We start from the raw sequence: 24830 nt of genomic DNA, 5'->3' as shown, positions 1-24830 counted from the left end.
CCTTCCTCATCTATACAAAAAAATCCAGAGCATTTGCTTCTCTGGATTCAATAATTTTTATTAGTGATTGGTTTTATACTTCTAAAAGTTCTTGTTCTTTTTCAGCAGTAATCGCATCGATATTTTTGATGCTATCATCTGTTAATTTTTGAACATCTTTTTCAAATGAACGTAATTCATCTTCAGTGATGTCGCCATTTTTTTGAGCTTTTTTCAACTCATCCATTGCATCACGACGAACGTTACGGACAGCAACTTTTGAGTTTTCCGCTTCTTTTTTCACGTCTTTGGCTAATTCTTTCCGACGTTCTTCCGTTAATTGTGGAATCACTAAACGGATGACATTTCCATCATTGGTTGGGCTAATGCCGATATCACTCATTTGAATAGCTTTTTCAATGTCAGCGATAGAATTTTTGTCAAACGGTGTAATCATTAATACACGTGCTTCTGGGATATTGATACTTGCTAATTGGTTAACTGGTGTTGGTGCACCATAATATTCTACTTGAATACGATCTAATAGACTTGCGTTCGCACGACCAGCACGAATTTGACCTAATTCACGGCGTAAGCTCTCTTCCGCTTTTGTCATTTTTTCTTTGGCTGTTGCTAAAACTTCTTTAGACATTCTTTATTTCCCCCTTACAGTTGTTCCGATATTTTCACCAAGGATGGCACGACGGATATTTCCTGCTTCATTTAGGTTAAAGACAACTAAAGGAATATCGTTATCCATACTTAATGAGCTTGCTGTTGAATCCATTACTTGCAGCCCTTTAGAAATAACATCTAAATGTGTTAGTTCTTCAAATTTTGTCGCTGTTTCATCCACACGTGGATCCGCAGAATAAACACCATCAACATTGTTCTTCGCCATTAAGATGACGTCCGCATCTACTTCTGCAGCTCGTAACGCAGCCGTTGTATCTGTCGAGAAGTAAGGATTTCCTGTTCCTCCGGCAAAAATAACAACGCGGCCTTTTTCTAAATGACGTTCTGCACGACGACGAATGTATGGTTCTGCAATTTGACGCATTTCAATTGATGTTTGAACACGTGTAGGCACACCAAGATTTTCTAATGTATCTTGCAATGCTAAGGCATTCATCACAGTAGCTAACATGCCCATATAATCTGCTTGTGCACGTTCCATGCCCATTTGAGCACCAATTTGTCCACGCCAGATGTTTCCGCCGCCAACCACGATGGCCATTTCGATACCTAATTCATGGACCTCTTTAATTTCTTGGACGATTTCTTTAATGACTGGTGGTTTAATGCCAAAACCGTCTTCTCCGGCTAGCGCTTCTCCACTTAACTTTAATACGACACGTTGATACTTAGGTTTAACCATCATAATTCCCTCCAAGATTCTCTAAAAATCATTCAATTCCTCATTTAGATGACTTTTCACCAAAATGATTTTTTAGACCAAGCAGTGCGATCCACTGGTTTTGCCTAAAAAAAGGGAGCGCATATCAAAGTTATGCGTTCCCAAATGGCTGAAAGACTGCCTTGAATCAAGCAGTAATCAATTTATGCAGCTTCCTTTGGGGATCGCTGTCTGTTTAGATACTTATGATTCACGGCTTTTCAACCGAGCGTTTGATGCTCTTAGTTTTTCATTTGGCTCATTACTTCATCCGCAAAGTTATCTTCACGTTTTTCGATACCTTCGCCAACTTCAAAACGTACGAATGATTTCACTTCGCCGCCTTTAGAAGCAACAAATTTTTCGACAGTCATATCTGGATCTTTAACAAATGGTTGGTCAACCAAAGCGATTTCTGCTTTGAATTTTTGTAGACGACCAACAACCATTTTTTCAACGATATTTGCTGGTTTACCTTCGTTTAATGCTTGTTCAGTTAACACAGCTTTTTCGTGTTCTAATTCTTCTTGAGGAATTTGAGATTCGTTGACATAGCGAGGGTTGATTGCCGCGATGTGCATAGCAACATCTTTCGCTACTTCTTCGTCAGTTGTGCCATCGATAACTGTTAATACAGCAATACGGCCACCCATGTGTAAGTAAGCGCCAAATGCAGCATTGTCAGCTTTTTCGACAACTTCAAAACGACGGAAGCTGATTTTTTCACCGATAACAGTTGTTGCTTCGATTAAATCAGATTCGATTGTGCCTTTTTCAGTTTTAATAGCCATTGCTTCTTCCATCGTAGCTGGTTTGTTTTCAGCAACTTTAGTCGCAATGTCTTTAACTAAATCTTGGAACATTTCGTTTTTAGAAACGAAGTCAGTTTCTGAGTTTACTTCAACGATTGCTGCAACGTTACCCACAGTTGCTACGTTTGCTAAACCTTCAGCCGCAATGCGGTCATTTTTCTTCGCTGCTTTAGCCATACCATTTTCACGTAAAAAGTCTACGGCTTTTTCCATGTCGCCTTCTACTTTTACTAATGCTTTTTTAGCGTCCATCATTCCAACGCCAGTCATATCGCGTAATTCTTTTACCATTTTAGCTGTAACGTCTGCCATTATTTGTGTCCTCCTCGGATATTATCAATTCTTTTTAAAAAAGCTATCTCAAAGGAGAATCAGGCTTTTTGTCGCCTAGCCTTTGAGACAGCTCCGTAATCATTATTATTCAGCTGATTCGTTGTTTCCTTCAACAACATCAACGATTTCTTCGATTGAAGTTGCTTCTGGTGTTTCTTCAACGAATAACTCTTCAGTTGCTTGGTCTTCCCCTTGGTTACCTTCGATGAAAGCGTCAGCCATTTTAGCAGTGATTAATTTCACAGCGCGGATTGCATCATCATTTGAAGGGATTACAACATCGATCTCATCAGGATCACAGTTTGTATCAACCATTGCAACGATAGGAATGTTTAATTTGTGTGCTTCTTGAACAGCAATGCGTTCTTTACGCGGGTCAACGATGTACATTACATCTGGAATTCTTGGCATATCAGCGATACCACCTAAGAATTTTTCTAAACGTTCACGTTCTTTGTTTAAGCCAGCAACTTCTTTCTTAGGTAAAACTTCGAAAGTGCCGTCTTCTTCCATTGCATTGATTTTTTTCAAGCGAGCAATACGTTTTTGGATTGTATCCCAGTTAGTTAACGTACCACCTAACCAACGATGGTTTACATAGTATTGACCAGCGCGGATTGCTTCATCTTTGATTGCTTCTTGTGCTTGTTTTTTAGTTCCTACGAATAAAGCAACGCCGCCTTCTTCTGCAACGTTTTTCATGTAATCGTAAGCTGCATCTACTAATTTCACTGTTTTTTGTAAGTCAATGATGTAGATACCGTTTCTTTCTGTGAAGATATATTTCTTCATTTTTGGGTTCCAGCGACGAGTTTGGTGACCAAAGTGTACGCCGGCTTCTAGTAATTGTTTCATAGAAATTACTGCCATGTTGTGTTTCCTCCAGTTTGGTTTTTATTTTCCTCTTCTTTTCGTCAACTCCTTGAAGAACTACCGTAGTAGCACCACTTCGCAGATGGAAAAGAATGTGGATTTCGTATGTGAAAATCACACCTTTAACAGTATAAGATATTTTCAGAAAAATAGCAAGCCTTAAAACTAGAAATGTCGCTCCTACTGCGCTTGCCAAACAAGATGACATTCTTCGTTTCCCGTTTCATCGATGGTTCGCTTTTGTTGGACAAAGCCTTGTTTTTGATAAAAGGCGTAAGCTGCTTGATTTTCCCTGTAAACAGCCAAAGATAAGACATCCTGTTCTTCTTTTGCTACTTGCAGTAATTTCTGACCGATGCCCTTCCCTTGAAACGCTTTTTTTATAAAAATTCCTGCGATATAGTTATCCATTAAGCCTAAAAACCCAATTATCTGACCCTCTTCTTCCGCTAAGATCAGTGTTGCTTTTGGTAACGCAGCGCGGACAAATGCCTTATTTTCTTGCCAATAAGTTGGTGCGACAAATGGATGAGCCTCTAGATTCGTTTGCAGCCAAATAGCCATAATGGTTTCTAATTCTTTTTCTGTTAACTGGGTTGTCTTTTTGATAGTCAGCATTTTTTGACACTCGTTTCTGTTATTGATTATTTTCAAAATAAAACATTAACACGCCCGCTGCGATAGCGACATTCAATGATTCTGCTTGACCTTTCATTGGAATATAAAGATTTTTCGTGGTTTCTGCTAACAATTCTGGCGAAACCCCGCTACCTTCATTGCCTAAAATCAACGCATAATTTTCCACTGCCTCTTGTTCATAATAAGCAATCGCAGCTTCATTTAGTTCTGTACCGAAAACTGGTAGACCTTGCTTCTTGAATGCCTGAACCACTTCAGTCAACTCTCGTTGGAGAACTGGTAAATGATAGTGGCTTCCCTGCATTGAGCGCAACACTTTTGTATTGTAAATATCTGCTGTGCCCTTACCTAAAATCACGCCTGCTAAACCCGCTGCATCAGCTGTGCGAATCATCGTACCAACATTACCAGGGTCTTGGATATTATCTAAAAGTAACCAACCACCTTTAAAAGAAAGCGACTGCTCTTGTTGCGTTTCCAAGGTGACAATTGCCAAAATTCCTTGTGAAGTTGGCAGCTCCGACAAGCTATTTAAAACCTCATCACTAACAAAAATTAATTTTTCTGTTTCTTGTTCAGCTAACCAAGTTCCCCATTCTTGTTGACCTCTTTGGTTAAACAAAATCCACTGGACATCGGCATTGGCCTTCACAGCTTCTTCAACTAAATGAAATCCTTCTATTATATATTGGTTCAGTTCTTCTCGGTACTTCTTTTTGTGTAATTTTTTCCATTCTTTTAATTGGTTATTTTTCGTTGATGTAATTTCTTTCATAAGTCACCTCGCCTTTGTATTATAGCATGCTTCTAGCTTGCTTGGATACTTGCTAGAACCAAGAAAAATCGCTATCATAAAGAAAAAAGCAAAGGAAGTGTCTCTCATGGAAAAACTAAGAATGAATGTACAAGGGCGTGTCCAAGGTGTTGGCTTCCGCTACATGACCAAAATGGTGGCAGATCAATTAGGTGTCACTGGTTCAGTGAGAAACGAAGACGACGGGTCCGTTTCAATCACAGCAATTGCACCTGAAGACATAATGGAAACATTTATCAAAAAAATCAAAGATTCTCCCAGTCCAGCGGGACGTGTAACGTATGTTGATATTCAAGAAGACCCTTTGTTAGAAGAAACGGAACAATTTAAAGTGATTCAATAAACTTACTTTCTAACGATTGATTTCTTTGGGAAGAAGCCTTGAACAGCAAGTAGTTCCTGCTTTTTATTGATTTTTGTAAGAGCTTCTTTTCGATTTTGATTGAAAAAGAGCGCTGTTTCAAGTATAGTTAACCATGTAAAAATTTTTTAGAAAAGGACCGAATTACATGCGTAAATTAAACCGATGGCTTTACGGCTCTGGCTTACTATTTTTAGTAATGTTTTTATCAGGCTGTGTGAAAACAGGAGCAGATGGACAACCAACTGGTGAAGGTTTTGTCTATAACTTCCTTGTTTTACCGATGAGTAATGCAATTACTTATCTTGTCGATAACTTTAATTGGAACTATGGTTGGGCGATTATTTTTATCACCATTATTGTACGGATCATTATTTTACCGTTAGGCTTACATCAATCGAAAAAAAGCTTTATCCAAACGGAAAAAATGCAAGCAATCAAACCCCAAGTGGATGTTGCACAAGCAAAAATGAAACAAGCAAGTACGCGTGAAGAACAAATGGCCGCACAAGCAGAACTACAAAAGATTTATAAAGAAAACAATGTGAGTATGGTTGGCGGAATTGGTTGTTTGCCTTTATTAATTCAAATGCCTATTTTCTCTTCTCTGTTCTTTGCTGCTCGTTATACAAAAGGTATTGCCACGGCAAGCTTCTTAGGAATGAATTTAGGGCAACCAAATATGATTTTAGTGGCATTAGCTGGTTTAGCCTATTTAGCTCAAGGTTATATTTCAATGATTGGTATTCCTGAAGAACAAAAGAAAACAATGAAATCAATGCTGATTGTTTCACCATTAATGATTGTTTTCATGTCCTTTAGCTCACCTGCAGGCGTAGCGCTTTACTGGGTAGTTGGTGGTATTTTCACATGTATTCAATCTGCCATCACAAATATCCTCTTACGTCCAAGAATTAAAAAACAAGTACAAGAAGAATTGAAAAATAACCCACCAAAACAAGTGGTTACTCCTATCAAGGATGTGACACCAAAAGAAACAAACAAAGTAACGCAAAAAACGAACCAACCAAAAGCAAACGGCAATAAAGGTCGTAATGCTGGAAAACAAAAACGTAAATAAAAAAAGGATCGCCTCTAAACGGCGATCCTTTTTTTACTTCAATTCTTTCCCAGTCATCTCTTCAATAATTCGAATAGACTTTGGACCAAAGCCATGCAACGAAAGTAACGCTTTTCGGCCTCGTGCATAGAGTTCATCCACACTGTTGATTTTTTCATTCGTTAGCGCACGAACAGCTGGCTTTGATAATTGTGTTAAAATTTTTTCAAATGTTGTTTCTAGCATGCTGTCGGTTCCTCCTTAGCGGTCGAAAAACAGCGCTTTTTATTTTACAATTAATAAATCTAAGCTAGCAATTGATAACGCCATTTTAGCAATTTGCATTAATTGTTTTAATCGGTTTTGTTTGACTTTTTCATCCTCAACCATAACCATCGTTTCATTGAAGTACGCATCAATTAACGGACGTAGATTTACTAGTGCTTCATAGTTTTCTGCAATCGTGCGTGTCGCAAAAGCTTCAGATAAATCGTTAACTGCTTGATACAGTTCTTTTTCTGCCTTATTTTCAAACAGACTTGGATCAATCCCTTCTTCAGTATCACCTAAAAGTTCTTGACCTTTTTTCGCTAAATTAATAACACGCGTTAAGGCTTCCATTGATGGTTTAAAATCTTGATCTTCAAAACGGCTTTTTAAAATATTCGCTGAAGCAAATAATTTCGATAAATCGGCTTGCTCAGCAGACACCACTGCATCGATAATGTCATGGCGAACATTTTTCGTCATTAATAATTGACGTAAGCGAGCTTTCACAAATTCAACGACTTCTGCTTGTCCTTCGTTTAGTAAAACGCCATATTTCTCAACATCTTGATTCACTGCTTCATCAACTTCTGTTTGTAATTGGACTAATGGGAAGGTCCAGCCTTTATCTTCAATAATTCGGATAACGCCATAGGTTTGACGACGAAGTGCATAAGGATCGTTAGAACCTGTTGGAATCATACCAACTGAGAAGAATGAAAAGACGCTGTCAAGCTTATCGGCTAAGGCCAAAACAGCCCCGATTGCTGTTTCTGGCAATTCACCTTCACTGGAAGTTGGTAAATAATGTTCTCGAATCGCCGTTGCTACGGCTGGTTTTTCGCCTTGTAATAAGGCATATTTTTCTCCCATAATTCCTTGTAATTCTGGGAATTCACCAACCATATTTGTTACTAAGTCAAATTTATAAATTTCAGAGGCACGTTTTAAATCTTCCAATTCCTCCTCAGATAAGCCAACTTTTCTACCAATGATTTGTGCAATTAAAGCAACCCGTTGCATTTTTTCATAAATTGAGCCAATCTTTTCATGGAAAGTCACATTTTTTAGTTTTTCAACACATGCTTCAATCGTTAATTTTTTATCTTCATTGTAAAAGAATTCTGCATCTTCTAAACGAGCAATTAACACTTTTTCATTTCCTTTAATCACGTTTTCAAGGTGAACATTATCCCCATTACGAACAGCGATAAAATGCGGCATTAATAAGCCTTGGTCGTTACGAACGTCAAAATAACGTTGGTGTTCTTTCATAGAAGTCACTAATACTTCATCTGGAACAGATAAATATTTTTCATCAAAACTACCTACAAATGCAGTTGGATATTCCACTAAATTCGTAACTTCTTCCAATAATTCTTCATCTAAAGCTAACTGCCAATTTTTTTCTGCAGCGAGTGCGTTCGCTTGATCAACAATCATTTGTTTCCGTTCATTCGGTTGAACCACTACAAATTGTTCTTTTAATTTTACTTCATATTCATTAGCATGTTGGAACGTCACATCGTCTCCCAAGAAACGGTGGCCACGAGAAGTTTGCCCCGTTGTCACATCTAACACTTTGAAAGGAATTACTTCATCATCAAGTAGTGCCACAATCCAATGAATTGGACGAATATATTCGAAATCATAGTTTGCCCAGTGCATTGTTACCGGGAAAGTTAGACTTGTAATCACGTCATTTAATTTTGTTAATACCTCTTTGGCACTTTGGCCTTTGGTAAACTTCGTCACATAGACATATTCGACACCATTTAGTTCTTTGAAAACAATGTCCTCAGTTGTAACTCCTTGGCCGCGTACAAAACCTTGTGCAGCTTTTGACCAATTTCCTTCAGCATCTAAAGCAATCTTTTTCGCTGGACCTTTTACTTCTTCTTCAACATCTGCTTGTTTTTCAGGAATCGCAGTTACTTTCACGGCTAAGCGACGAGGTGTGGCAAAGGATTGCACTGTTTCATAGTCTAAATGATGTTCATCTAAAAATTTGATTACTTTTTCTTCAAATTGGATACGGCTTGGTGTGACAACATGTGCGGGCATTTCTTCTAAGCCAATTTCTAATAATAAATCTTTTGCCATGTTATTCTGCCTCCTTGGATACACTTTGATCTTTATTTAATAATGGGAACCCTAATTTTTCACGTTCAGCCACAAAAATTTTCGCTACGGAACGAGCCATATTCCGAATGCGGGCTAAATATCCTGCACGTTCCGTTACAGAGACAGCGCCGCGAGCATCTAATAAATTGAATGTATGGCTACATTTTAAAATATAATCATAGGCTGGGTGAACTAAGCTTTCTTCAATACAGCGTTTAGCTTCTTTTTCAAATTTGTCAAAGTTTTCTAAAAGCATTTCTTGGTTACTAATTTCAAAGGAATATTTTGAATGTTCATATTCAGGTTGGACAAAAATTTCACCATATTTAACGCCTTGTGTCCATTCTAAATCATAGACACTTTCGACTTCTTGGATATATGATGCCAAGCGTTCTAACCCATAAGTAATTTCAGAAGTGACAGGATGACATTGTAAGCCCCCGACTTGTTGGAAATACGTAAATTGGGTGATTTCCATGCCATCTAACCAAACTTCCCAACCTAAACCAGCACAGCCCATTGAAGGATTTTCCCAGTTATCTTCTACAAAACGAATGTCATGTTCTAATGGATCAATTCCTAATAATTTCAAACTTTCTAGATAAAGTTCTTGGATATTTTCAGGAGAAGGCTTCATTACAACTTGGAATTGATGATGTTGGTATAGACGGTTCGGATTTTCACCATAGCGTCCATCAGCTGGACGACGAGAAGGTTCTACGTAGGCAGCATTCCATGGTTCAGGTCCAATGGCACGTAAAAACGTGTAAGGACTCATGGTGCCGGCTCCCTTTTCTGTATCATAGGCTTGCATTAACATACAGCCATTAGATGACCAAAATTTTTGCAAGGTTAAAATCATTTCTTGTACGGTTAGCTTGTTTTTCATTGTTTTCCTCCTTGGAATATTTTTTATAGACATAGGGATTGGCTTTGCTTCGGGAATGTAAATTTAAAAAGGGCTACAGAGAAACAATTTTGTAGAATGGGATAATTTTTATGCTGTTCATCATCTACTCTGTCGCCTTTGCGCCAATTGAGCTTTTTTGAATAAACGTTACTATTTTTTCTTTTGGTGTTAACTGTTTGCTTTTTTTATTCGGTTACAACGTTCCCTTTGGTCACCTTGTGCTGTTCATCATCTACTCCATGTTTTTGGCTAAGCAGTTTGTTTTAACATAGAGGAGACAACGTTCCCTTTGGTCACCTTGTGCTGTTCCACATCTGCTCTGACACTTTGTGTCAGTCGCAGTGAGGAACATGCAAAAAGTCCCCATGCCTATTAATAGACATAGGGACGAATAATTATCGCGGTTCCACCCTACTTCCGATGTGTTCATCGGCAGCTTCGTTTGTCGTACTCCAAAGTGCCTTTCAAAAGTTCCGTGTTTCTGGCTCCCACTCTCCCAGATTCGCTTAACAGAGGGTTCTTTTTACTTCTCTTTTTCTTCGTACGTATTTAACTTCTCTATCATAATACGGTGTCTGAGGGAAGTTGTCAAATTTTTTTTAGAAAAACGTCTGCTTGTTTATGTTTATTTTTCTTCCTTCTTTCGTGGCGGAATTTTTAACGTATTTTCCCACGTTTTCATTTGATCAATAAATTTTTTACTTTTTAAGTGCAAACCAACATATTCATCGTATAACATATCAATCGTTTCTCGAATACTCTTCTTAGTTTCTTCTTTTACTTGAATGTTTTGGACTTTTTCATAGGAGACTTGCGAAAATAAGCGAATAAAATGAATTGCTCTAGGATCTGCATGGTAGCGCTGTTCATCTAAATGCCAATGTTTTTCACAAAGCACACCGCTATATTTTGAGGAATAATCAAATTTCCCTTGTGTTTCGCCACAAGCCACACAATGATGCCATTCTGGTCGTACACCAAACCGTTCTAACAATTGAATTTCAAAAATATTTGTAATGATTTCCGGATCTTTTTGCTCATTTAAAGCGGATAATGCCATGTGGGTAAATTGAAATAAATTAGGGTCATAGTGCTGATCTTCAATTGCTGCATCGACTAAGTTTAAAATATATGTTCCATATGCGTTAATAAATATGTCTTGTTGAATGTTTCGAAAAGGTTGAACTTCTTTGCTGCTATTGAGAAAAGATAAGCCTTCTTCTCTAAAATTTCCGATGTAGACGGCTTCTGTAAATGGCAGAATCGCTGGCAAAAGAGGATTATTTTTTCGATGCGCGCCTTTCACAAAAAACATCAATTTTCCATAGGATTCTGTAAAAATTTTGACGAGTTTATCCTTCTCTTTAAAATCCTTCGTAAATAAAATAATGCCTTTGGTCTCCCCTAATGCCATTCAATTCACTTCCATTTCTTATGTAAATTAGTGTAGTGTTTGGAAAGTTCGTTTATACACTCGCTTCCCAAACACTACTTTCTTAATATTCTTCTTTGCGATAACCAAAATCTTGTAAATAGATTTTTTTGTCACGCCAGTCTTTTTGGACTTTTACCCACAGCTCCAAATACACTTTGTCATCTAATAAATATTCAATATCTTGACGCGCCTTGGTACCAATTTGTTTCAGCATTTTTCCGCCTTTGCCAATAATGATACCTTTTTGACTGTCCCGTTCCACAATAATGGTTGCTTGGACATGGACTTTATCGTTTTCATCCCGTTTCATTGAGTCCACAACGACAGCGACAGAATGAGGAATCTCATCTCTTGTTAAAAGTAACACTTTTTCACGAATTAATTCGGAAACGATAAAATATTCTGGATGATCCGTAATTTGGTCATCAGGGAAATACTGTGGTCCTTCTGGCATTTGCTCAACGAGAACATCCATCAAATGCTCAAAATTATTTCCTTCAGTGGCAGAAATGGGAATAATTTCTTTAAAGTCCATTTGTTTCGAATAGTCTTCAATGATACTCAATAAATCATCTGGATGGACTTTGTCAATTTTATTAATAATCAAGTAGACTGGACTATTATTATTTTTCAATCGTTCAATAATAAAGTCGTCACCTTTCCCGCGTTTTTGATCAGCACTTACCATAAATAAAGTAGCATCTACTTCACGCATCGCATTATAGGCACTTTCCACCATGAAATCGCCTAAGCGGTGTTTAGGTTTGTGAATCCCTGGAGTATCGATAAAAACAATTTGTGCTTCAGGAATTGTATAAATTCCTTGAATCTTATTACGAGTTGTTTGTGCTTTGTCACTCATAATTGCAATTTTTTGGCCGACAATTCGATTTAACAATGTTGATTTTCCAACATTTGGTCTGCCGACAATGGCTACGAAACCAGATTTATGTTCAGTTGTCATTGTATTTCTCCTCTTATTTCCACATTTGAATGATTTGTAAAATTTTTGGTACAAATAGAATTAGTCCTACTAGCACTGCGAAACCGGCTGTTAATAAAACAGCTCCTGCGGCCATGTCTTTAACTTTTTTTCCGATTGGATGAAAGTGAAAATCCGTAAACATATCTACGACATTTTCAAAAATTGTGTTGATAATTTCTGCCAACCAGACAAGAAAAACAGCCAATAACAACCACAGCCATTCAGCAAGTGTTAAGGAAAACAAGAAACCAAACACAATGGCCGTGACACCAAACGCCACATGTTTGCGCATATTACGTTCTTCTCGAAAAACTGTTTTGATTCCTTGCCAGGCAAATTCTAATGAATTAATAAAATGTTTATTTTTTCCTGTTTGCTCATCTTTTAAGGCCATACGCATCTAAAATCTCTTTCTGTAAACCAAACATTTCTTTTTCATCTTCAGGTTCCATATGATCGTACCCATTCAAATGTAAAAAGCCATGTACTGCCAAAAAGCCCATTTCTCGCTCCAATGTGTGCCCATATTCAACTGCTTGTTCTGCTGCTCGCTCTGTTGAAATAATTAAATCACCTAGATTCCGTGGTAGCTCTGCCAACTCTTCATCATCAAAAATAATTGGCAATTCGTCTTCCCCTTCATCCTCTAAAGCAAAACTGATGACATCTGTAGGCATATCTTTGCCCCGATAGTCACGATTAATCATTTGGATACCTGCGTTATCTGTAAAAGTCACCGACATCTCCGTATCTTCGGCAATTTCTAGAAAACCCGCTGCAAATTGCAGCAAGTTTTCGATTTCTTTGATTTCTTCTGTTGGTACTTTCTCGGTTTCATCAATGAAAGTAATATCCATTAGTCATCTCTCTTTTCTTGTTCATCTTTCATTTCTTCTGCTTCAGCTTTCATTTTTGGATACTTAATCCGTGAATGGAAGGTACTGCATAATCCATTAATTAATGATTTTTCAATGATGCGAATCTCTTTCATCGTTAACCCACATTCATCTAATTGGCCATCTGAAATTCTGTCTTGAATCACATTATGCACAAAGGCTTGAATTTTTTCGTTGGTCGGATGATCCATCGCCCGCACAGCAGCCTCACAAGTATCAGCAATACTCACAATCCCTGCTTCTCGTGTTTGTGGACGTGGTCCAGGATAACGGAAGTCGGATTCTTTAATTTCAGGATTGCGTTCTTTTGCTTTCACATAGAAAAATTTCATCAATGTTGTGCCATGATGTTGACGACAAATGTCAATCACCATTTGCGGCATATTGTACTCTTCTAAAATTTTGGCGCCATCAATTACGTGGCCAAAAATAATTTGTTTACTATCTTCTGGTAATAAAAAGTTATGTGGATTTTCTGCACCAGCAGGTAAGTTTTCCACAAAGAAATTGGCGTGTTTAATTTTGCCAATGTCATGGTAATAACAAGCAACTCGTGTTAATAGCGACCGCCCGCCAATCTCAGCAACAGCGTTAGCGCTCAAACTAGCCACCATCATGCTATGATGATAGGTACCTGGCGCTTCTTCTAACAGTTGTTTTAACAACGGATGGTTCGGATTACTTAATTCATTCAAGACAATCATACTATCATCGGTCACTAATAATTCGATATATGGATGCAAGCCCATTGTTGCTAAAAATGAAAGTACCGTTCCTGCACTTGCACAAATTAAAGCTGTCCACGTTTTACCATCTGTTAAACTCATCCCTTGATAAATCATTAAGACAACCGCCATGAAAACAGGAAAGACCACTACCCACATTAAAGCTGGGAAAACTTGCTCACTCATCCGTTTCCGTTTAACAACTGTTGCTAGAAATCCTGAGAATAAGTACATAATCAGAATAACCGTCAACGAGTTTGTGCCGATAGAATTATAAAAGATAAATAACGCAAAAACGACTTGGAAAATGGCAGCGATTATCCCTGAACGACGATTCACAAAATGATTTAGAATCAGCGGCGCAAAGGCTGCCGGATAGAACAAGGGAATATACATCAACTGCTCTGTTTGGAAAATCTGGAAGAATTTCATTAAAATAACACTGATTAGCATAGCACCCGTGTAAAAGATAATAAACGAGCGTTGTCGCGAAGGCTCAGTCACTTGTTTTGTAAAGAAAATTAACACTTCAACTTGAAGTAAAATAGCTAATGCTAATGCCACCATCGGAAAAATAGAGGTATTTTGACTAGTCATTCCTAGTAACTCAAGTTTTTCGACCGCTTTTGCATCAATTTGAGTACCTTCACGAACAATAATTTCGCCTTGATAAATCATTGCGGGTTGAACAGCATTCATCGCTTTTTGGCGTAGCTCTTCTGTTCGTTTTTCATTGGCAATATCGTTTACCACAATCCCTTGGTTAACAATGTAACGAATGACTTGTTGCATTGTACTCGTAATATCTAAGTATTGAATTTTACCGTTAGCTTCTTGGCGAATTTTATCCAAATCAGATTCTCGAACGTGATTTTGCATCGCGTCATCCACCAACATCAAACTTTCTGAACGAACCTTATCCAATTGCTCAGAGGTTAATGTAAAGATTGTTTGATAAAAAACATTAGGAAAACTTTGATAAAACGTAACTTCATCTTGCGGTAAAGATTCAAACAATGATTTTAAGCTAGCCACTCGTTCTTCCACGGTCGGCGCAGGAATCGTTTCTTCCTTTTTGGCCTTCGCTTGCTTGTTGCTGTACTCTTTGTCTACTTTTTCATTCGCAGAATCAATCAATTTAAATAATTTATCAATACGATTATGTTGGACAGATGCCGTATCTTCTTGATAAATATATTCGGGTGTGACAGCTTCTGCTGCCAATTTTTTTCTTTGTTCTGTTTCGTAGGTATTCTCGATATTTTTATTTGCACGAATGGTTTTCTCGGCCAGTTGACCTTCTTTAATTTCTACTCTTTTCTGATGGACACTGCCAAACATAATCATAAATAAAAGAAGAGAAAAAACGGCTAATAAAATAGGTAAATAGGCTTTACCTAAACGATCCCCTAACTTTGTAAGTACTTTTTTCAAAAGGTACTTTCACTCCTTCCCTAACTGCTTAGGAATGCTTTTGTTGTTCTTTTTCATAGGCTTGAATAATTTGCGCTACAACCGGATGACGCACAACGTCACTGGCTTCAAAATTTACAAAGGCAATTTTTTCAATGTCTTTTAACGTACGCTCGGCGTTAACTAAACCACTTGTTACACCACGTGGCAAGTCAATCTGACTAGTATCTCCATTAACAATCATTTTTGAACTAAACCCTAAACGAGTTAAAAACATTTTCATTTGGGCAACCGTGGTATTTTGTGCTTCATCTAGAATGACAAAAGCATCATCCAATGTACGACCACGCATATAAGCAAGCGGGGCAATTTCAATAACGCCGCGTTCCATTAAACGATTTGTATGATCCATACCAAAAATTTGATACAAGGCATCGTAAACTGGACGTAAATAAGGATCGACTTTTTCTTTTAAGTCACCTGGTAAAAAGCCCAAGCTTTCGCCAGCTTCCACCGCTGGACGAGTTAAAATAATTTTTTGTACTTCGCCTTTTTTTAAAGCTGCTACTGCCATCACCACGGCCAAAAAGGTTTTTCCTGTCCCAGCAGGTCCCACCCCGAAAATGACGTCATGAGTTTTAACTGCATCGATATATTTTTTTTGACCAACATTCTTAATTCGGATGGCCCGACCATGATGGTCCTTCATAATTTCTTCTTCATACATGGCAATAAACGCCTCTAAATTTCCAGCTTTGGCCATTTTTAAAGCAGAAACGACATCTGGCGTATGCACTTTGATGCCTCGTTGAATTAATGTTTGTAGCGCTCTTAACACGGAAGCGACTAACTCTACCTCTGATGATTCGCCAATTAACTGAATAACTTCGCCACGACTATTAATCGTTACGTGAGTATTCTCTTCTAAAAATTTGATATGTTTATCATGTGTTCCTAAAAGCATGTGTGCATCATCAGAATCAGTAAGTATTAATTCCAAAGATTTTGACTGATTATCTGTCAAAAAACGTCCATCTCCTTTATTATATAGTCCTTTACAATGATACCACATTCTTATCTGTTTAAAAAGAAGTCGTACCTGATTTGACTTTGAAAGTCAAAAAAGAGAAAACCGTAAAAAGCTACCGGTTTTCTCTTTGCATAAAAAAACTAGGACAGTATCCTGTCCTAGTTTCGATAACGCTCTTAGTTTTCTTGTAATAATTCTTTCACAATTGCGTTAACTTGGTTGCCATCGGCTTTGCCTTTGACTTTCGGCATCATAGCGCCCATCACTTTACCAAAATCTTTTGGTGAAGTGGCGCCAGTTTGCGTCATTACCTCTTGAACTAGTTGACGAATTTCTTCCTCCGTTAGTTGTTGAGGCATATATTTTTCAACAATTGCTATTTCAACTTTTACTTTTTCAACAAGATCGTCGCGTCCCGCCTTTTCAAACTCTGATAAAGAATCTTTTCTCTGTTTCATCTCACGAGACAATACAGTGAGTTCTTCTTCTCCGTTCAATTCACGGCCCGCTTTAATCTGATCATTTTGAATGGCAGTCTTTAACATACGAAGTACGGCTAAAGTTTCTTTGTCTTTAGCTTTCATCGCTGTTTTAATGTCGTCATTCAATGTGGTTAGCAATGACATACCACCAACTCCAATTCATTCAAAACTAGAATTTTTTACGTTTTCTAGCTGCTTCAGATTTTTTCTTACGCTTTACACTTGGTTTTTCGTAGAATTCACGTTTACGTGATTCTTGTAAAGTACCCGCTTTTGAAACGGAACGTTTGAAGCGACGAAGAGCATCATCAAGAGATTCGTTTTTACGAACGACTGTTTTTGACATGTTATTCCCTCCCTCCGAGCTTAAAAAGTAACCGTTTTTCTTATTTGTGTGAAAAACCCACAAATTAAAATACTGTCCTTGTTATATTATAGCTAAAGCATAAATAACCGTCAACCACTCTACTGATAAAATACGAAATTTTTGTTTGATTTTTCGTCTTATTCGCTATTTTTCGCAACAATCGGCACAACGACCAAGTATTTCAAAGCGATGTCCTTCAATTGAACAACCTTTTAACTGTTCTTCAAAAAAATTCATCGGACACATGTGAATTTCTTCCGTTTTGCCACAAACCGTACAAATAAAGTGATGATGATGTTCCACCTCTTGGCAACAACGGAAGCGAAACTTTTGCTCGCCATTTAATTCTGTTTTTTCTAGCAATTCTAAGCGCTCAAAGTCATGCAAGTTACGATAAACCGTATCATAACTGACTCCTTTAAAGGTTTCATTCATAAATTCATACACTTCACGTGCAGAAACATACCGATTTCGCTTAATCAAATAGCTCATCAGTAATTCTCGTTTTTTAGTATATTTTAATCCACTGGCTTTCATGGTTTCTAAGGCTTGTTCAATATTGGTTTTTACTGGTGCCATCGCCATTTCCTCCCTCACCAACCTAAATCAGAATCATTACGAAATAGATTCTGGACTTATGGTATAATAAAATTATTAAAAATGCAAGAAAGGACTTACCCTCTATGACTATTTCTGAAGAAAAAAAATGTGTGACGATTTTTGTCATCTCAGATTCTGCTGGCGAGACCGCTTCAAAATTGGCGGCTGCTTCAATGGCCCAGTACCCCACTGTTGATTTTACTTTGATTAGACGAACATTCGTTAAAGACGAAGATAAACTGGTGCAAGCGTTAGAAGATGCCAAAAAAGCAGAGGCCATGGTACTGCATACTATCATTAATGATCATCTCGTGGCGATTGCTAATCAATTTTTCAATGAGCATCAATTGTTCCATTTTGACATTTTGACACCACCTGTTGCGGAAATCGAACGATTAACAGGTGTCGCACCTATGCGGGAACCAGGTGCCTTACATCATCTGAATGAAAATTATTTTAAACGAATTGAAGCAATGGAATTTGCTGTCAAATATGACGATGGCAAGGACCCACGAGGCTTTTTAGAAGCGGATGTGTTACTTCTTGGTGTTTCCCGAACTTCTAAAACACCGCTAAGTCTCTTTTTAGCCAACAAGAACTTAAAAGTTGCTAATTTGCCACTAATTCCTGAAGCACATTTACCGAAACAATTATTCGAAATGGACCCTAAAAAAATTGTTGGCTTAACCAACGATCCCAATGTTTTAAACGGGATTCGTAAAGAACGAATGCGCGCATATGGATTGCCTGAAAATACTTCTTATTCAGATATTGAAAAAATTCGGCGAGAACTGGCTTTTGCTAATGATCTTTATCAAAAATTAGGTTGTATCGTTATTGATGTCGCTTCTCTTTCAATTGAAGAAACTGCCTCAATGATTCTTAATGCTTTGAACTTAGAAGATCATAGTTATTATTCCACGGAAACATCCGAGGATTAAAAAAAACGAGAAAAAATCACTAGTGATTTTTTCTCGTTTTTTTAAAAGACTTGAACGCCTTCTTGATCAATATTGAAAATTTGGATGCTCGCTTTGGTAGATAATTTCTCCAAACTTTGAACAATTTCGTTGGTTCGTTCTTCTGGCGACAAGATTAGCACAGTTGGACCAGCACCGCTTAAGAAAGAGCCATAAGCACCTTTTTGCTGAGTTAAACGACGAATTTCTTTTAAGTGAGGAACCAATGAACGACGATACGTTTCATGCCATTTATCTTGTTCCATCATTTTGCCTGCTAAAGGTAAATCCCCGTTTAAAATTGCGGCAATCATAACATTGGCAATTGAGCTGGCCGCGACCGCTTCTTTATAAGTCAATTTTTCGGGCAAAACAGCGCGACTTTTTTCGGTAAATAATGGTTCCTCTGGAATAAATGCAATGACATCACACATTGGAAAGTGATGTTTGACATGGTAGACTTGGTTTTCTACATGGCTAGCCACCACGAAATCTCCTAAAATAGCTGGGGCCACATTATCCGGATGTCCTTCCATCTCTGTGGCCAAACGGACTTTTTCTTTAGGGGACAAATTTAAATGTGCTAGTCGGTTAGCTAATTCAATGCCTGCTACAATCACACTTGAGCTACTGCCTAGTCCTCTTGCAAGGGGAATGTCAGAAACCATCCGAATAACTTTTGGTGTTAATTCTGGTGCAATTTTCAATGCCGTTTGAATTAATAAATTCTCTTCATTAGTAGGAATCTCTTCTCCCAGAGTATGTTGAATTTCCCAAAATTCACTTTCACCTAAAACGTTGATTGTTAAATAAGCGGATAATGCAATGCCACATGAATCAAAGCCAGGTCCTAAGTTGGCACTAGTGGCAGGTACTCTTATTTTCATAGTGTTGCGACTCCTTTTCGTAAGTGCAGACGCATTTCTTCCACGTCACTCATTTTTGAAATAGCTACTTCTGTCTCCATTGCTGTATCAGGATCTTTCAGTCCGTTACCAGTAAAGACTGCCACGACGGTTTCACCTGCTTTGATTTTACCGCTTTTAACATGTTGAATAACTCCAGCTAATGAAGCAGCCGAACCAGGTTCAATGAAAACCCCATCTTGAGCAGCAATTTTTCGGTAAGCCGTTAAAATTTCTTGATCTGTCACGGCATCAATGAAACCACCGGATTCATCCCGTGCCTGTTCTGCTAATTGCCAACTAGCAGGATTCCCAATCCGGATCGCTGTTGCCACGGTTTCAGGTTGCTCAATCACTTGGCCTTTCACGATCGCTGCGGCACCTTCTGCTTCAAAACCATGCATTCTTGGTAAAGTTGTTCCTTGTTTTTCATGCCATTCTTTAAAGCCTTTCCAGTAAGCGGAAATATTGCCGGCATTTCCAACTGGAATCGCTAAGACATCGGGCGCTTGACCTAATTGTTCACAAACTTCAAAAGCTGCTGTTTTTTGCCCTTCTAAGCGATAAGGATTCACTGAATTAACTAGCGCAACTGCCTCAGTTTTCGCAATCTCTCGCACCGCTTTTAATGCTTCATCAAAGTTACCTGGAATCGAAATAATGTCTGCCCCATACATAATAGCTTGCGCCAATTTTCCCAGTGCGATTTTCCCTTCTGGAATCACTACATACGCTTTAATGCCTGCTCTTGTGGCATACGCAGCAGCGGCGGCACTAGTATTTCCTGTAGAAGCACAAACAATCGCTTTGGCACCTTCTTCTACCGCTTTTGCTACAGCCATCACCATCCCGCGATCTTTGAATGAGCCAGTGGGATTTAAGCCTTCGTATTTTCCATATAATTGAATACCTAATTCTTTGGATAAATTAGGTAAAGGAATCAGTGGCGTATTTCCTTCGGCTAAAGAAATCATTGGTGTTTTTTCTGTTACGGGCAAATACGCTTGATACTGTTTTAACAAACCTTCATACATGTTTACTCATCTCCTATAACCTTCATTACATTCAATAACTGAAAGGCTTCCGTATTTTGAATAGCTATCACAACTTGTTGCATTTGTGCTTTTGATATCTGGTGTGTAATGGCAACAATTCTTGCTCGCTGTCCATCTGATTTCTGTTGAACTAATTGATCAAAGCTGACTTCTGCTTTAGTCATTAATTGCGTCAACTGCAAAAATTGTCCTGGTGTATCTGGAACATCTAATGAAAAATAGTACTGCCCAAATACATTTTCGGAACTCGTCAATTGGGTTTTATGTTGATACGAATTGAACATATGGCCAGTCGTTGCCAAGCGAATGTTTTTAGCAATCGTAATTAAATCACTGACCACACTGGTTGCTGTCGGTTTAGCGCCAGCTCCTGGACCGTAATACATTGATTCCCCCACGCCTGCACTTTTTATAAATACTGCATTGTACTCATTCCGAACAGATGCAATAGGATGCTTTTGATTGACTAGCATAGGCGCCACTTCCACCGAGATACTATTCTCATTTTGTTCAGCAGAGCCAATCAATTTGATTTCATACCCCAGTTGTTTAGCCATGGCGACATCATCTAAAGACAATCCGCGAATTCCACGAATATCAACTTGTGGTAATGAAACATTCATCCCAAAAGCAAATTGACTTAAAATAACCATTTTATAGGCTGCGTCAATTCCATCGACATCATTTGTCGGATCCGCTTCAGCAAAGCCCAACGCTTGCGCTTCTGCTAAAGCTTCTTCATAACTTTTATCAGCAGAAACCATTTGCGTAAGCATATAATTCGTCGTACCGTTCACAATCCCTAAAACTTGTTGAATATTGTCTGCCGCTAAGCTATTAGCAATTGTTCTTAAAATTGGAATCCCGCCAGCAACACTTGCTTCATAATATAAATCACAATGATGTTTTTGGGCTAACGCTACTAATTCACTCCCATGTTGCGCCAGTAAATCTTTATTAGCAGTCACAATATGTTTACCCTTTTCTAAAGCTTTCATGATATACGTTTTGGCTGGTTCAATGGTTCCCATTAATTCCACAACGATTTGAATCTCTTTATCTTCTAAAATATCATCAATTGAAGTTGTTAAAGAAAGACCGTATTCTTCCGCTTGCGCTTGTTTCGTTTCAAGATTTCGGACAAATGCTTTTTCAATGACTACATTCATTCCTGTCACTTGTGAAATTTTCTCTTGATGTTCTTTCAAGAGAGTTAAAACGCCAGTGCCTACAGTCCCTAATCCTAGTAACCCGATCTTTAAGGTATCCTTCATTTTTACCTCCATCAACAGCGCTATTCTAGTTACGCTATTTTTTCCTACTTTTTATCGATGTTCAATATGCTCAAAGGTCTGATTTAAAATATCTATTACATGATGATCATCCAATGTATAAAAAATCGTTTTTCCTTCGCGACGTGCCTTGACAACCCGGCTATCTCTTAATAATTTTAGTTGATGAGAAACGGCGGACTGTTCCATTCCCAATTGTTCACTAATCGCCGTTACGTTATGCTCGCCTTCTTTTAAAAGTAGCAAAATTCTTAAACGTGTTGGATCACTTAATACTTTATATAATTGACTTACTTGTTTGATTTCTTCCATTTGTTTCATTATAGTCGCCTCACTTTGCACTCATTATAACACAGAGTTTTTTAAAATAAGAACTGCGATTGTTCTTTCCTACGAAAAATATGGCACAAAGAAAGTTGGAAAAATGACAAACTTGTCGATTTTCCAACTTTCTTCATCTATTCGTGGTTGGCTTGCTGAACTGCATCCATCACGGCATAACGGAAGCCATTTTTTTCTAGAGCTACGACACCGCGAATCGTACTTCCTCCTGGAGAAGTCACTTCATCTTTCAATGCTCCTGGGTGTTTTTTCGTGTCTAAGGCTAAGGTCGCCGTTCCTTTTATCATTTGAGCGACAATTTCATAAGATAAGTCCCTTGGTAACCCTTCTAAGACTGCTGCATCTCCCAATGCTTCCATAAAGATATCAACAAAAGCTGGACTGCAACCAGCCACAGTACCAAAAGTTTCCAGTTGCGCTTCACGAATTTCTTTGACTAACCCTAAAGTAGCAAGAAGTTCCATTACCAGGTCCTTCGTTCGGCCTTCAATTGTTGGTGCCAAGGCTACGCCAATCACGCCTTGATTCACGCTAACTGGTGTATTAGGAATGGCATGAACAACTTTGGCTTCTTTATTGCCAAGAGCCATTTGTGCTTCTTCTATGGTATGACCTGTTGCAACAGAAATCAATAGACTTTCGTTGGAAAAATGAGGGGCTAATTCCTGAAGGACAGGTAACACGACCTTTGCTCCTGTCGCAATAAAAATAACCTTACATTCTTGGAAAAGTGCATAATCTGTGACAAGTTGAAAGCCCCACTCTTTTTGAAGTGCTTCTGCTGTTCCACTTGAGCCGCCTTTCACATATAAATGTTCCTTCTTGACTGCCTCAGCTTTCAGTAACCCTTTAATCATGGCACCGCCCATACTGCCAGCACCGATAAAGCCAATTTTCATAGCATTCCCTCCTTAGTTAAATAAAGTGTTTGCGCCAAAAGTCAATTAGCTTTTGACACAAACACTAACAGTCGTACTTTTTTCCGTACAGCTTGTTTCGTTTATTTTATTTTGTTAATTCATTAACGACTGCTTCAAACGCAGCAATTTTTTCAGAAGCTTCTGAACTACTTGTTGCTTTTGTTGCTAGATAGAATTTAATTTTTGGTTCTGTTCCTGATGGTCGGATAGCAATCCAACTGCCATCTTCTAAATGATATTTCAACACATCAGAAGGAGGCGTTTGTAATTGTTCTGTTTGACCATCTGCAAAAGTGCGTGTTAATTCTTTAAAATCTTCCGTTTGAGCAACTTGAATCCCGGCAAACTCAGTTGGCGCTTGTTCACGACATTTTGCCATTAAAGCTTTGATTTTACCGCTTCCTTCAATTCCGCTCATTGTTACGGAAATAGTTTTTTCTTCAAAGTAACCAAATTCTTCAAAGATATCTTGTAAGCCATCGTATAATGTTTTTCCTTGTTTTTTATAGAAAGCCGCTACTTCTGCTAATAAAACTAACGCTTGAATTGCATCTTTATCACGAACAAAAGGTTTCACTAAGTAACCATAACTTTCTTCAAAACCAAACATAAACGTTTGACTGTGGTCTTCTTCGTATTGTTGAATTTTTTCAGCAATAAATTTGAAACCTGTTAAAACATTAAACATCTTCGTATTATATTTCTCAGCAATCGCTGTAGCAAGTTCACTAGAAACGATTGATTTTAGAACCGCAGCATTTTGAGGCAACGTGCCTGCTTGTTGATGGGCTTCTAAAATATAATGAATCATAATTGAACCTAATTGATTTCCTGTTAATACTTGGTAGTCTCCGTTTGGCATCCGCACAGCAGCACCTAAACGATCAGCATCTGGATCTGTTGCAATCAATAAATCAGCGCCTTCTTTTTCCCCTAAACGAATCGCGTATTCAAAAGCTGAATGTTCTTCAGGGTTTGGTGACTTAACTGTAGTAAAGTCAGGATCAGCAACGGCTTGCTCAGGTACTAAAACAAATTTTTCAAAACCGGCTTGTTTTAATGCCTTTTCTCCTAACATTTTCCCAGTTCCATGTAAGGGAGTGTAAACTAATTTTAATTCTTTACCCATTTCGTTAATTAATTCTTGATTAATCGTAACTGTTTTAATTTCTTTCAAATACGCGTTATCGACTTCTTCACCAACAATGTTAATTAAACCGCTGTGGGCAACTTCTTCATCTGATAAGACATCAATTTTCAAAGGATTTTCGATACTACGAACATATTTAGTTAATGCATCTGCATCAGCTGGCGGCATTTGACCACCGTCTTCACCATAGACTTTGTAGCCATTATAGGCAGCTGGATTGTGAGAAGCCGTAATCATGATTCCCGCAAAAGCTTTAAAGTAACGGACCGCAAAAGATAATTCTGGTGTTGGTCGTAAGCTTTCAAACACAAAAGAAGGAATATCATGTTTAGCTAATGTTTTAGCTGCTTCCATTGCAAATTCTGGAGACATATGACGTGAATCATAGGCAATAGCTACACCGCGACGTTTTGTTTCAGGATCTTGCGTATCCATAAAACGTGCAAGCCCTTCTGTCGCTTGACGAACTGTAAAGATATTCATCCGATTAATACCGGCGCCTAAAATCCCGCGCATCCCGGCAGTCCCAAATTCTAATGGTGCGTAAAATGCATCTTCACATTTTTCAGGGTCTGTATTTAAGTCCTTTAATTCATTTTTTAAATTTTCTGGAATATTTTCTTCATTTAACCATTGTTGGTAAACTTGTTCCCAAGACATGGAAAACACCTCATTTGTTTTTTTGTTTTTACTTTTTAAGTATAGC

27 protein-coding genes are annotated in these 24830 nt (G+C 38.1%); 3 read left to right on the top strand and 24 right to left on the bottom strand.

Features of this window, described 5'->3' with window-relative positions:
- Positions 1 to 73 precede the first annotated feature (73 nt).
- From frr to IGI80_RS13745, 6 genes are all read right to left on the bottom strand, one after another.
- Positions 74 to 631 carry a ribosome recycling factor gene (frr, locus tag IGI80_RS13770; protein ID WP_002356762.1) on the bottom strand — a complete coding sequence of 186 codons (558 nt, stop codon included), beginning with the start codon at positions 629 to 631 and terminating at the stop codon, positions 74 to 76.
- A gap of 3 nt (positions 632 to 634) precedes the next feature.
- Complete coding sequence (pyrH, locus tag IGI80_RS13765) at positions 635 to 1357, bottom strand: UMP kinase (RefSeq protein WP_002356761.1); 723 nt, start codon at positions 1355 to 1357, stop codon at positions 635 to 637.
- 260 nt (positions 1358 to 1617) lie between these two features.
- A complete protein-coding gene (gene tsf, locus IGI80_RS13760; RefSeq protein ID WP_002356760.1) occupies positions 1618 to 2499 on the bottom strand; it encodes a translation elongation factor Ts in 882 nt (293 codons plus the stop codon).
- Between the two features lie 105 nt (positions 2500 to 2604).
- A complete protein-coding gene (gene rpsB / locus IGI80_RS13755) occupies positions 2605 to 3390 on the bottom strand; it encodes a 30S ribosomal protein S2 (RefSeq protein WP_002356759.1) in 786 nt (261 codons plus the stop codon).
- A 183-nt stretch (positions 3391 to 3573) separates the two neighbouring features.
- On the bottom strand, positions 3574 to 4011 hold the full coding sequence (locus IGI80_RS13750; RefSeq protein WP_002359755.1) for a GNAT family N-acetyltransferase: 438 nt from the start codon (positions 4009 to 4011) through the stop codon (positions 3574 to 3576).
- A gap of 19 nt (positions 4012 to 4030) precedes the next feature.
- The gene (locus IGI80_RS13745; protein WP_002356757.1) at positions 4031 to 4807 is read right to left on the bottom strand and encodes a TrmH family RNA methyltransferase; all 777 of its coding nucleotides are present in this window, start codon (positions 4805 to 4807) and stop codon (positions 4031 to 4033) included.
- Positions 4808 to 4913: 106 nt separating this feature from the next.
- Here IGI80_RS13745 and IGI80_RS13740 point away from each other — a divergent pair, with 106 nt between their 5' ends.
- Together IGI80_RS13740 and yidC are read left to right on the top strand one after the other, a co-directional pair.
- Positions 4914 to 5189: an acylphosphatase gene (locus tag IGI80_RS13740; RefSeq protein WP_010706543.1), complete on the top strand. Its 276-nt coding sequence runs from the start codon at positions 4914 to 4916 to the stop codon at positions 5187 to 5189.
- A gap of 166 nt (positions 5190 to 5355) precedes the next feature.
- Complete coding sequence (yidC, locus tag IGI80_RS13735) at positions 5356 to 6288, top strand: membrane protein insertase YidC (RefSeq protein ID WP_002356755.1); 933 nt, start codon at positions 5356 to 5358, stop codon at positions 6286 to 6288.
- Between the two features lie 33 nt (positions 6289 to 6321).
- Here the strand turns inward: yidC and IGI80_RS13730 are convergent, their stop codons facing one another.
- The 12 genes from IGI80_RS13730 to IGI80_RS13675 all read right to left on the bottom strand — a co-directional run bounded on the left by IGI80_RS13730 (position 6322) and on the right by IGI80_RS13675 (position 17486).
- Complete coding sequence (locus tag IGI80_RS13730; RefSeq protein ID WP_425136590.1) at positions 6322 to 6513, bottom strand: DNA-directed RNA polymerase subunit alpha C-terminal domain-containing protein; 192 nt, start codon at positions 6511 to 6513, stop codon at positions 6322 to 6324.
- A 39-nt stretch (positions 6514 to 6552) separates the two neighbouring features.
- Positions 6553 to 8637, bottom strand: coding sequence for a glycine--tRNA ligase subunit beta (glyS, locus tag IGI80_RS13725; RefSeq protein WP_438723860.1), 2085 nt, complete (start codon positions 8635 to 8637; stop codon positions 6553 to 6555).
- A gap of 1 nt (position 8638) precedes the next feature.
- Complete coding sequence (gene glyQ / locus IGI80_RS13720; protein WP_002379669.1) at positions 8639 to 9547, bottom strand: glycine--tRNA ligase subunit alpha; 909 nt, start codon at positions 9545 to 9547, stop codon at positions 8639 to 8641.
- 646 nt (positions 9548 to 10193) lie between these two features.
- Positions 10194 to 10982, bottom strand: a complete 789-nt coding sequence (gene recO / locus IGI80_RS13715) for a DNA repair protein RecO (protein ID WP_002359746.1) — start codon at positions 10980 to 10982, stop codon at positions 10194 to 10196.
- A gap of 82 nt (positions 10983 to 11064) precedes the next feature.
- The gene (era, locus tag IGI80_RS13710; RefSeq protein ID WP_002359745.1) at positions 11065 to 11967 is read right to left on the bottom strand and encodes a GTPase Era; all 903 of its coding nucleotides are present in this window, start codon (positions 11965 to 11967) and stop codon (positions 11065 to 11067) included.
- A 13-nt stretch (positions 11968 to 11980) separates the two neighbouring features.
- Positions 11981 to 12382: a diacylglycerol kinase family protein gene (locus IGI80_RS13705; RefSeq protein ID WP_002382764.1), complete on the bottom strand. Its 402-nt coding sequence runs from the start codon at positions 12380 to 12382 to the stop codon at positions 11981 to 11983.
- Complete coding sequence (gene ybeY / locus IGI80_RS13700; protein WP_002387079.1) at positions 12366 to 12845, bottom strand: rRNA maturation RNase YbeY; 480 nt, start codon at positions 12843 to 12845, stop codon at positions 12366 to 12368. The genes IGI80_RS13705 and ybeY overlap by 17 nt, the downstream gene beginning before the upstream one ends.
- A complete protein-coding gene (locus IGI80_RS13695; protein WP_002356744.1) occupies positions 12845 to 15043 on the bottom strand; it encodes an HD family phosphohydrolase in 2199 nt (732 codons plus the stop codon). The genes ybeY and IGI80_RS13695 overlap by 1 nt, the downstream gene beginning before the upstream one ends.
- A 28-nt stretch (positions 15044 to 15071) precedes the next feature.
- The gene (locus tag IGI80_RS13690) at positions 15072 to 16094 is read right to left on the bottom strand and encodes a PhoH family protein (protein WP_002356743.1); all 1023 of its coding nucleotides are present in this window, start codon (positions 16092 to 16094) and stop codon (positions 15072 to 15074) included.
- 134 nt (positions 16095 to 16228) lie between these two features.
- Positions 16229 to 16678: a GatB/YqeY domain-containing protein gene (locus IGI80_RS13685; RefSeq protein ID WP_002356741.1), complete on the bottom strand. Its 450-nt coding sequence runs from the start codon at positions 16676 to 16678 to the stop codon at positions 16229 to 16231.
- 25 nt (positions 16679 to 16703) lie between these two features.
- A complete protein-coding gene (gene rpsU / locus IGI80_RS13680; RefSeq protein WP_002356740.1) occupies positions 16704 to 16880 on the bottom strand; it encodes a 30S ribosomal protein S21 in 177 nt (58 codons plus the stop codon).
- Between the two features lie 165 nt (positions 16881 to 17045).
- Positions 17046 to 17486, bottom strand: coding sequence for a Fur family transcriptional regulator (locus tag IGI80_RS13675; RefSeq protein WP_002387080.1), 441 nt, complete (start codon positions 17484 to 17486; stop codon positions 17046 to 17048).
- A gap of 98 nt (positions 17487 to 17584) precedes the next feature.
- Between IGI80_RS13675 and IGI80_RS13670 the strand changes: the two genes are divergently transcribed.
- Positions 17585 to 18442 (top strand): pyruvate, water dikinase regulatory protein, encoded by an 858-nt coding sequence (locus IGI80_RS13670; protein ID WP_002382760.1) that lies wholly within the window; start codon positions 17585 to 17587, stop codon positions 18440 to 18442.
- A 41-nt stretch (positions 18443 to 18483) separates the two neighbouring features.
- Here the strand turns inward: IGI80_RS13670 and thrB are convergent, their stop codons facing one another.
- From thrB to IGI80_RS13640, 6 genes are all read right to left on the bottom strand, one after another.
- A complete protein-coding gene (gene thrB / locus IGI80_RS13665) occupies positions 18484 to 19347 on the bottom strand; it encodes a homoserine kinase (protein WP_002359743.1) in 864 nt (287 codons plus the stop codon).
- Positions 19344 to 20399, bottom strand: coding sequence for a threonine synthase (gene thrC, locus IGI80_RS13660; RefSeq protein WP_002356733.1), 1056 nt, complete (start codon positions 20397 to 20399; stop codon positions 19344 to 19346). The genes thrB and thrC overlap by 4 nt, the downstream gene beginning before the upstream one ends.
- A gap of 2 nt (positions 20400 to 20401) precedes the next feature.
- On the bottom strand, positions 20402 to 21694 hold the full coding sequence (locus IGI80_RS13655; RefSeq protein ID WP_002359742.1) for a homoserine dehydrogenase: 1293 nt from the start codon (positions 21692 to 21694) through the stop codon (positions 20402 to 20404).
- A gap of 51 nt (positions 21695 to 21745) precedes the next feature.
- Positions 21746 to 22054, bottom strand: a complete 309-nt coding sequence (locus IGI80_RS13650; protein WP_002356730.1) for an ArsR/SmtB family transcription factor — start codon at positions 22052 to 22054, stop codon at positions 21746 to 21748.
- A 116-nt stretch (positions 22055 to 22170) separates the two neighbouring features.
- Complete coding sequence (gene proC, locus IGI80_RS13645; protein WP_010819539.1) at positions 22171 to 22953, bottom strand: pyrroline-5-carboxylate reductase; 783 nt, start codon at positions 22951 to 22953, stop codon at positions 22171 to 22173.
- A 106-nt stretch (positions 22954 to 23059) separates the two neighbouring features.
- Positions 23060 to 24784: a phospho-sugar mutase gene (locus tag IGI80_RS13640; protein WP_002356727.1), complete on the bottom strand. Its 1725-nt coding sequence runs from the start codon at positions 24782 to 24784 to the stop codon at positions 23060 to 23062.
- Positions 24785 to 24830: the final 46 nt, after the last annotated feature.

Origin of the sequence: Enterococcus sp. DIV1420a (genome assembly GCF_051712165.1) — a bacterium.
In the GTDB taxonomy this organism is placed as follows: Bacteria; Bacillota; Bacilli; order Lactobacillales; family Enterococcaceae; genus Enterococcus; species Enterococcus faecalis.
Note: the sequence above shows the minus strand (reverse complement) of the source record. Positions and strands in the feature narration are given on the sequence as shown.

Excerpts from the sequence above, each read along its gene's own strand:
- frr (WP_002356762.1), bottom strand. The coding sequence starts at position 631 with ATGTCTAAAGAAGTTTTAGCAACAGCCAAAGAAAAAATGACAAAAGCG.
- pyrH (WP_002356761.1), bottom strand. The coding sequence starts at position 1,357 with ATGGTTAAACCTAAGTATCAACGTGTCGTATTAAAGTTAAGTGGAGAA.
- tsf (WP_002356760.1), bottom strand. The coding sequence starts at position 2,499 with ATGGCAGACGTTACAGCTAAAATGGTAAAAGAATTACGCGATATGACT.
- rpsB (WP_002356759.1), bottom strand. The coding sequence starts at position 3,390 with ATGGCAGTAATTTCTATGAAACAATTACTAGAAGCCGGCGTACACTTT.
- IGI80_RS13750 (WP_002359755.1), bottom strand. The coding sequence starts at position 4,011 with ATGCTGACTATCAAAAAGACAACCCAGTTAACAGAAAAAGAATTAGAA.
- IGI80_RS13745 (WP_002356757.1), bottom strand. The coding sequence starts at position 4,807 with ATGAAAGAAATTACATCAACGAAAAATAACCAATTAAAAGAATGGAAA.
- IGI80_RS13740 (WP_010706543.1), top strand. The coding sequence starts at position 4,914 with ATGGAAAAACTAAGAATGAATGTACAAGGGCGTGTCCAAGGTGTTGGC.
- yidC (WP_002356755.1), top strand. The coding sequence starts at position 5,356 with ATGCGTAAATTAAACCGATGGCTTTACGGCTCTGGCTTACTATTTTTA.
- IGI80_RS13730 (WP_425136590.1), bottom strand. The coding sequence starts at position 6,513 with ATGCTAGAAACAACATTTGAAAAAATTTTAACACAATTATCAAAGCCA.
- glyS (WP_438723860.1), bottom strand. The coding sequence starts at position 8,637 with ATGGCAAAAGATTTATTATTAGAAATTGGCTTAGAAGAAATGCCCGCA.
- glyQ (WP_002379669.1), bottom strand. The coding sequence starts at position 9,547 with ATGAAAAACAAGCTAACCGTACAAGAAATGATTTTAACCTTGCAAAAA.
- recO (WP_002359746.1), bottom strand. The coding sequence starts at position 10,982 with ATGGCATTAGGGGAGACCAAAGGCATTATTTTATTTACGAAGGATTTT.
- era (WP_002359745.1), bottom strand. The coding sequence starts at position 11,967 with ATGACAACTGAACATAAATCTGGTTTCGTAGCCATTGTCGGCAGACCA.
- IGI80_RS13705 (WP_002382764.1), bottom strand. The coding sequence starts at position 12,382 with ATGGCCTTAAAAGATGAGCAAACAGGAAAAAATAAACATTTTATTAAT.
- ybeY (WP_002387079.1), bottom strand. The coding sequence starts at position 12,845 with ATGGATATTACTTTCATTGATGAAACCGAGAAAGTACCAACAGAAGAA.
- IGI80_RS13690 (WP_002356743.1), bottom strand. The coding sequence starts at position 16,094 with ATGTGGTATCATTGTAAAGGACTATATAATAAAGGAGATGGACGTTTT.
- IGI80_RS13685 (WP_002356741.1), bottom strand. The coding sequence starts at position 16,678 with ATGTCATTGCTAACCACATTGAATGACGACATTAAAACAGCGATGAAA.
- rpsU (WP_002356740.1), bottom strand. The coding sequence starts at position 16,880 with ATGTCAAAAACAGTCGTTCGTAAAAACGAATCTCTTGATGATGCTCTT.
- IGI80_RS13675 (WP_002387080.1), bottom strand. The coding sequence starts at position 17,486 with ATGGCGATGGCACCAGTAAAAACCAATATTGAACAAGCCTTAGAAACC.
- IGI80_RS13670 (WP_002382760.1), top strand. The coding sequence starts at position 17,585 with ATGACTATTTCTGAAGAAAAAAAATGTGTGACGATTTTTGTCATCTCA.
- thrB (WP_002359743.1), bottom strand. The coding sequence starts at position 19,347 with ATGAAAATAAGAGTACCTGCCACTAGTGCCAACTTAGGACCTGGCTTT.
- thrC (WP_002356733.1), bottom strand. The coding sequence starts at position 20,399 with ATGTATGAAGGTTTGTTAAAACAGTATCAAGCGTATTTGCCCGTAACA.
- IGI80_RS13655 (WP_002359742.1), bottom strand. The coding sequence starts at position 21,694 with ATGAAGGATACCTTAAAGATCGGGTTACTAGGATTAGGGACTGTAGGC.
- proC (WP_010819539.1), bottom strand. The coding sequence starts at position 22,953 with ATGAAAATTGGCTTTATCGGTGCTGGCAGTATGGGCGGTGCCATGATT.
- IGI80_RS13640 (WP_002356727.1), bottom strand. The coding sequence starts at position 24,784 with ATGTCTTGGGAACAAGTTTACCAACAATGGTTAAATGAAGAAAATATT.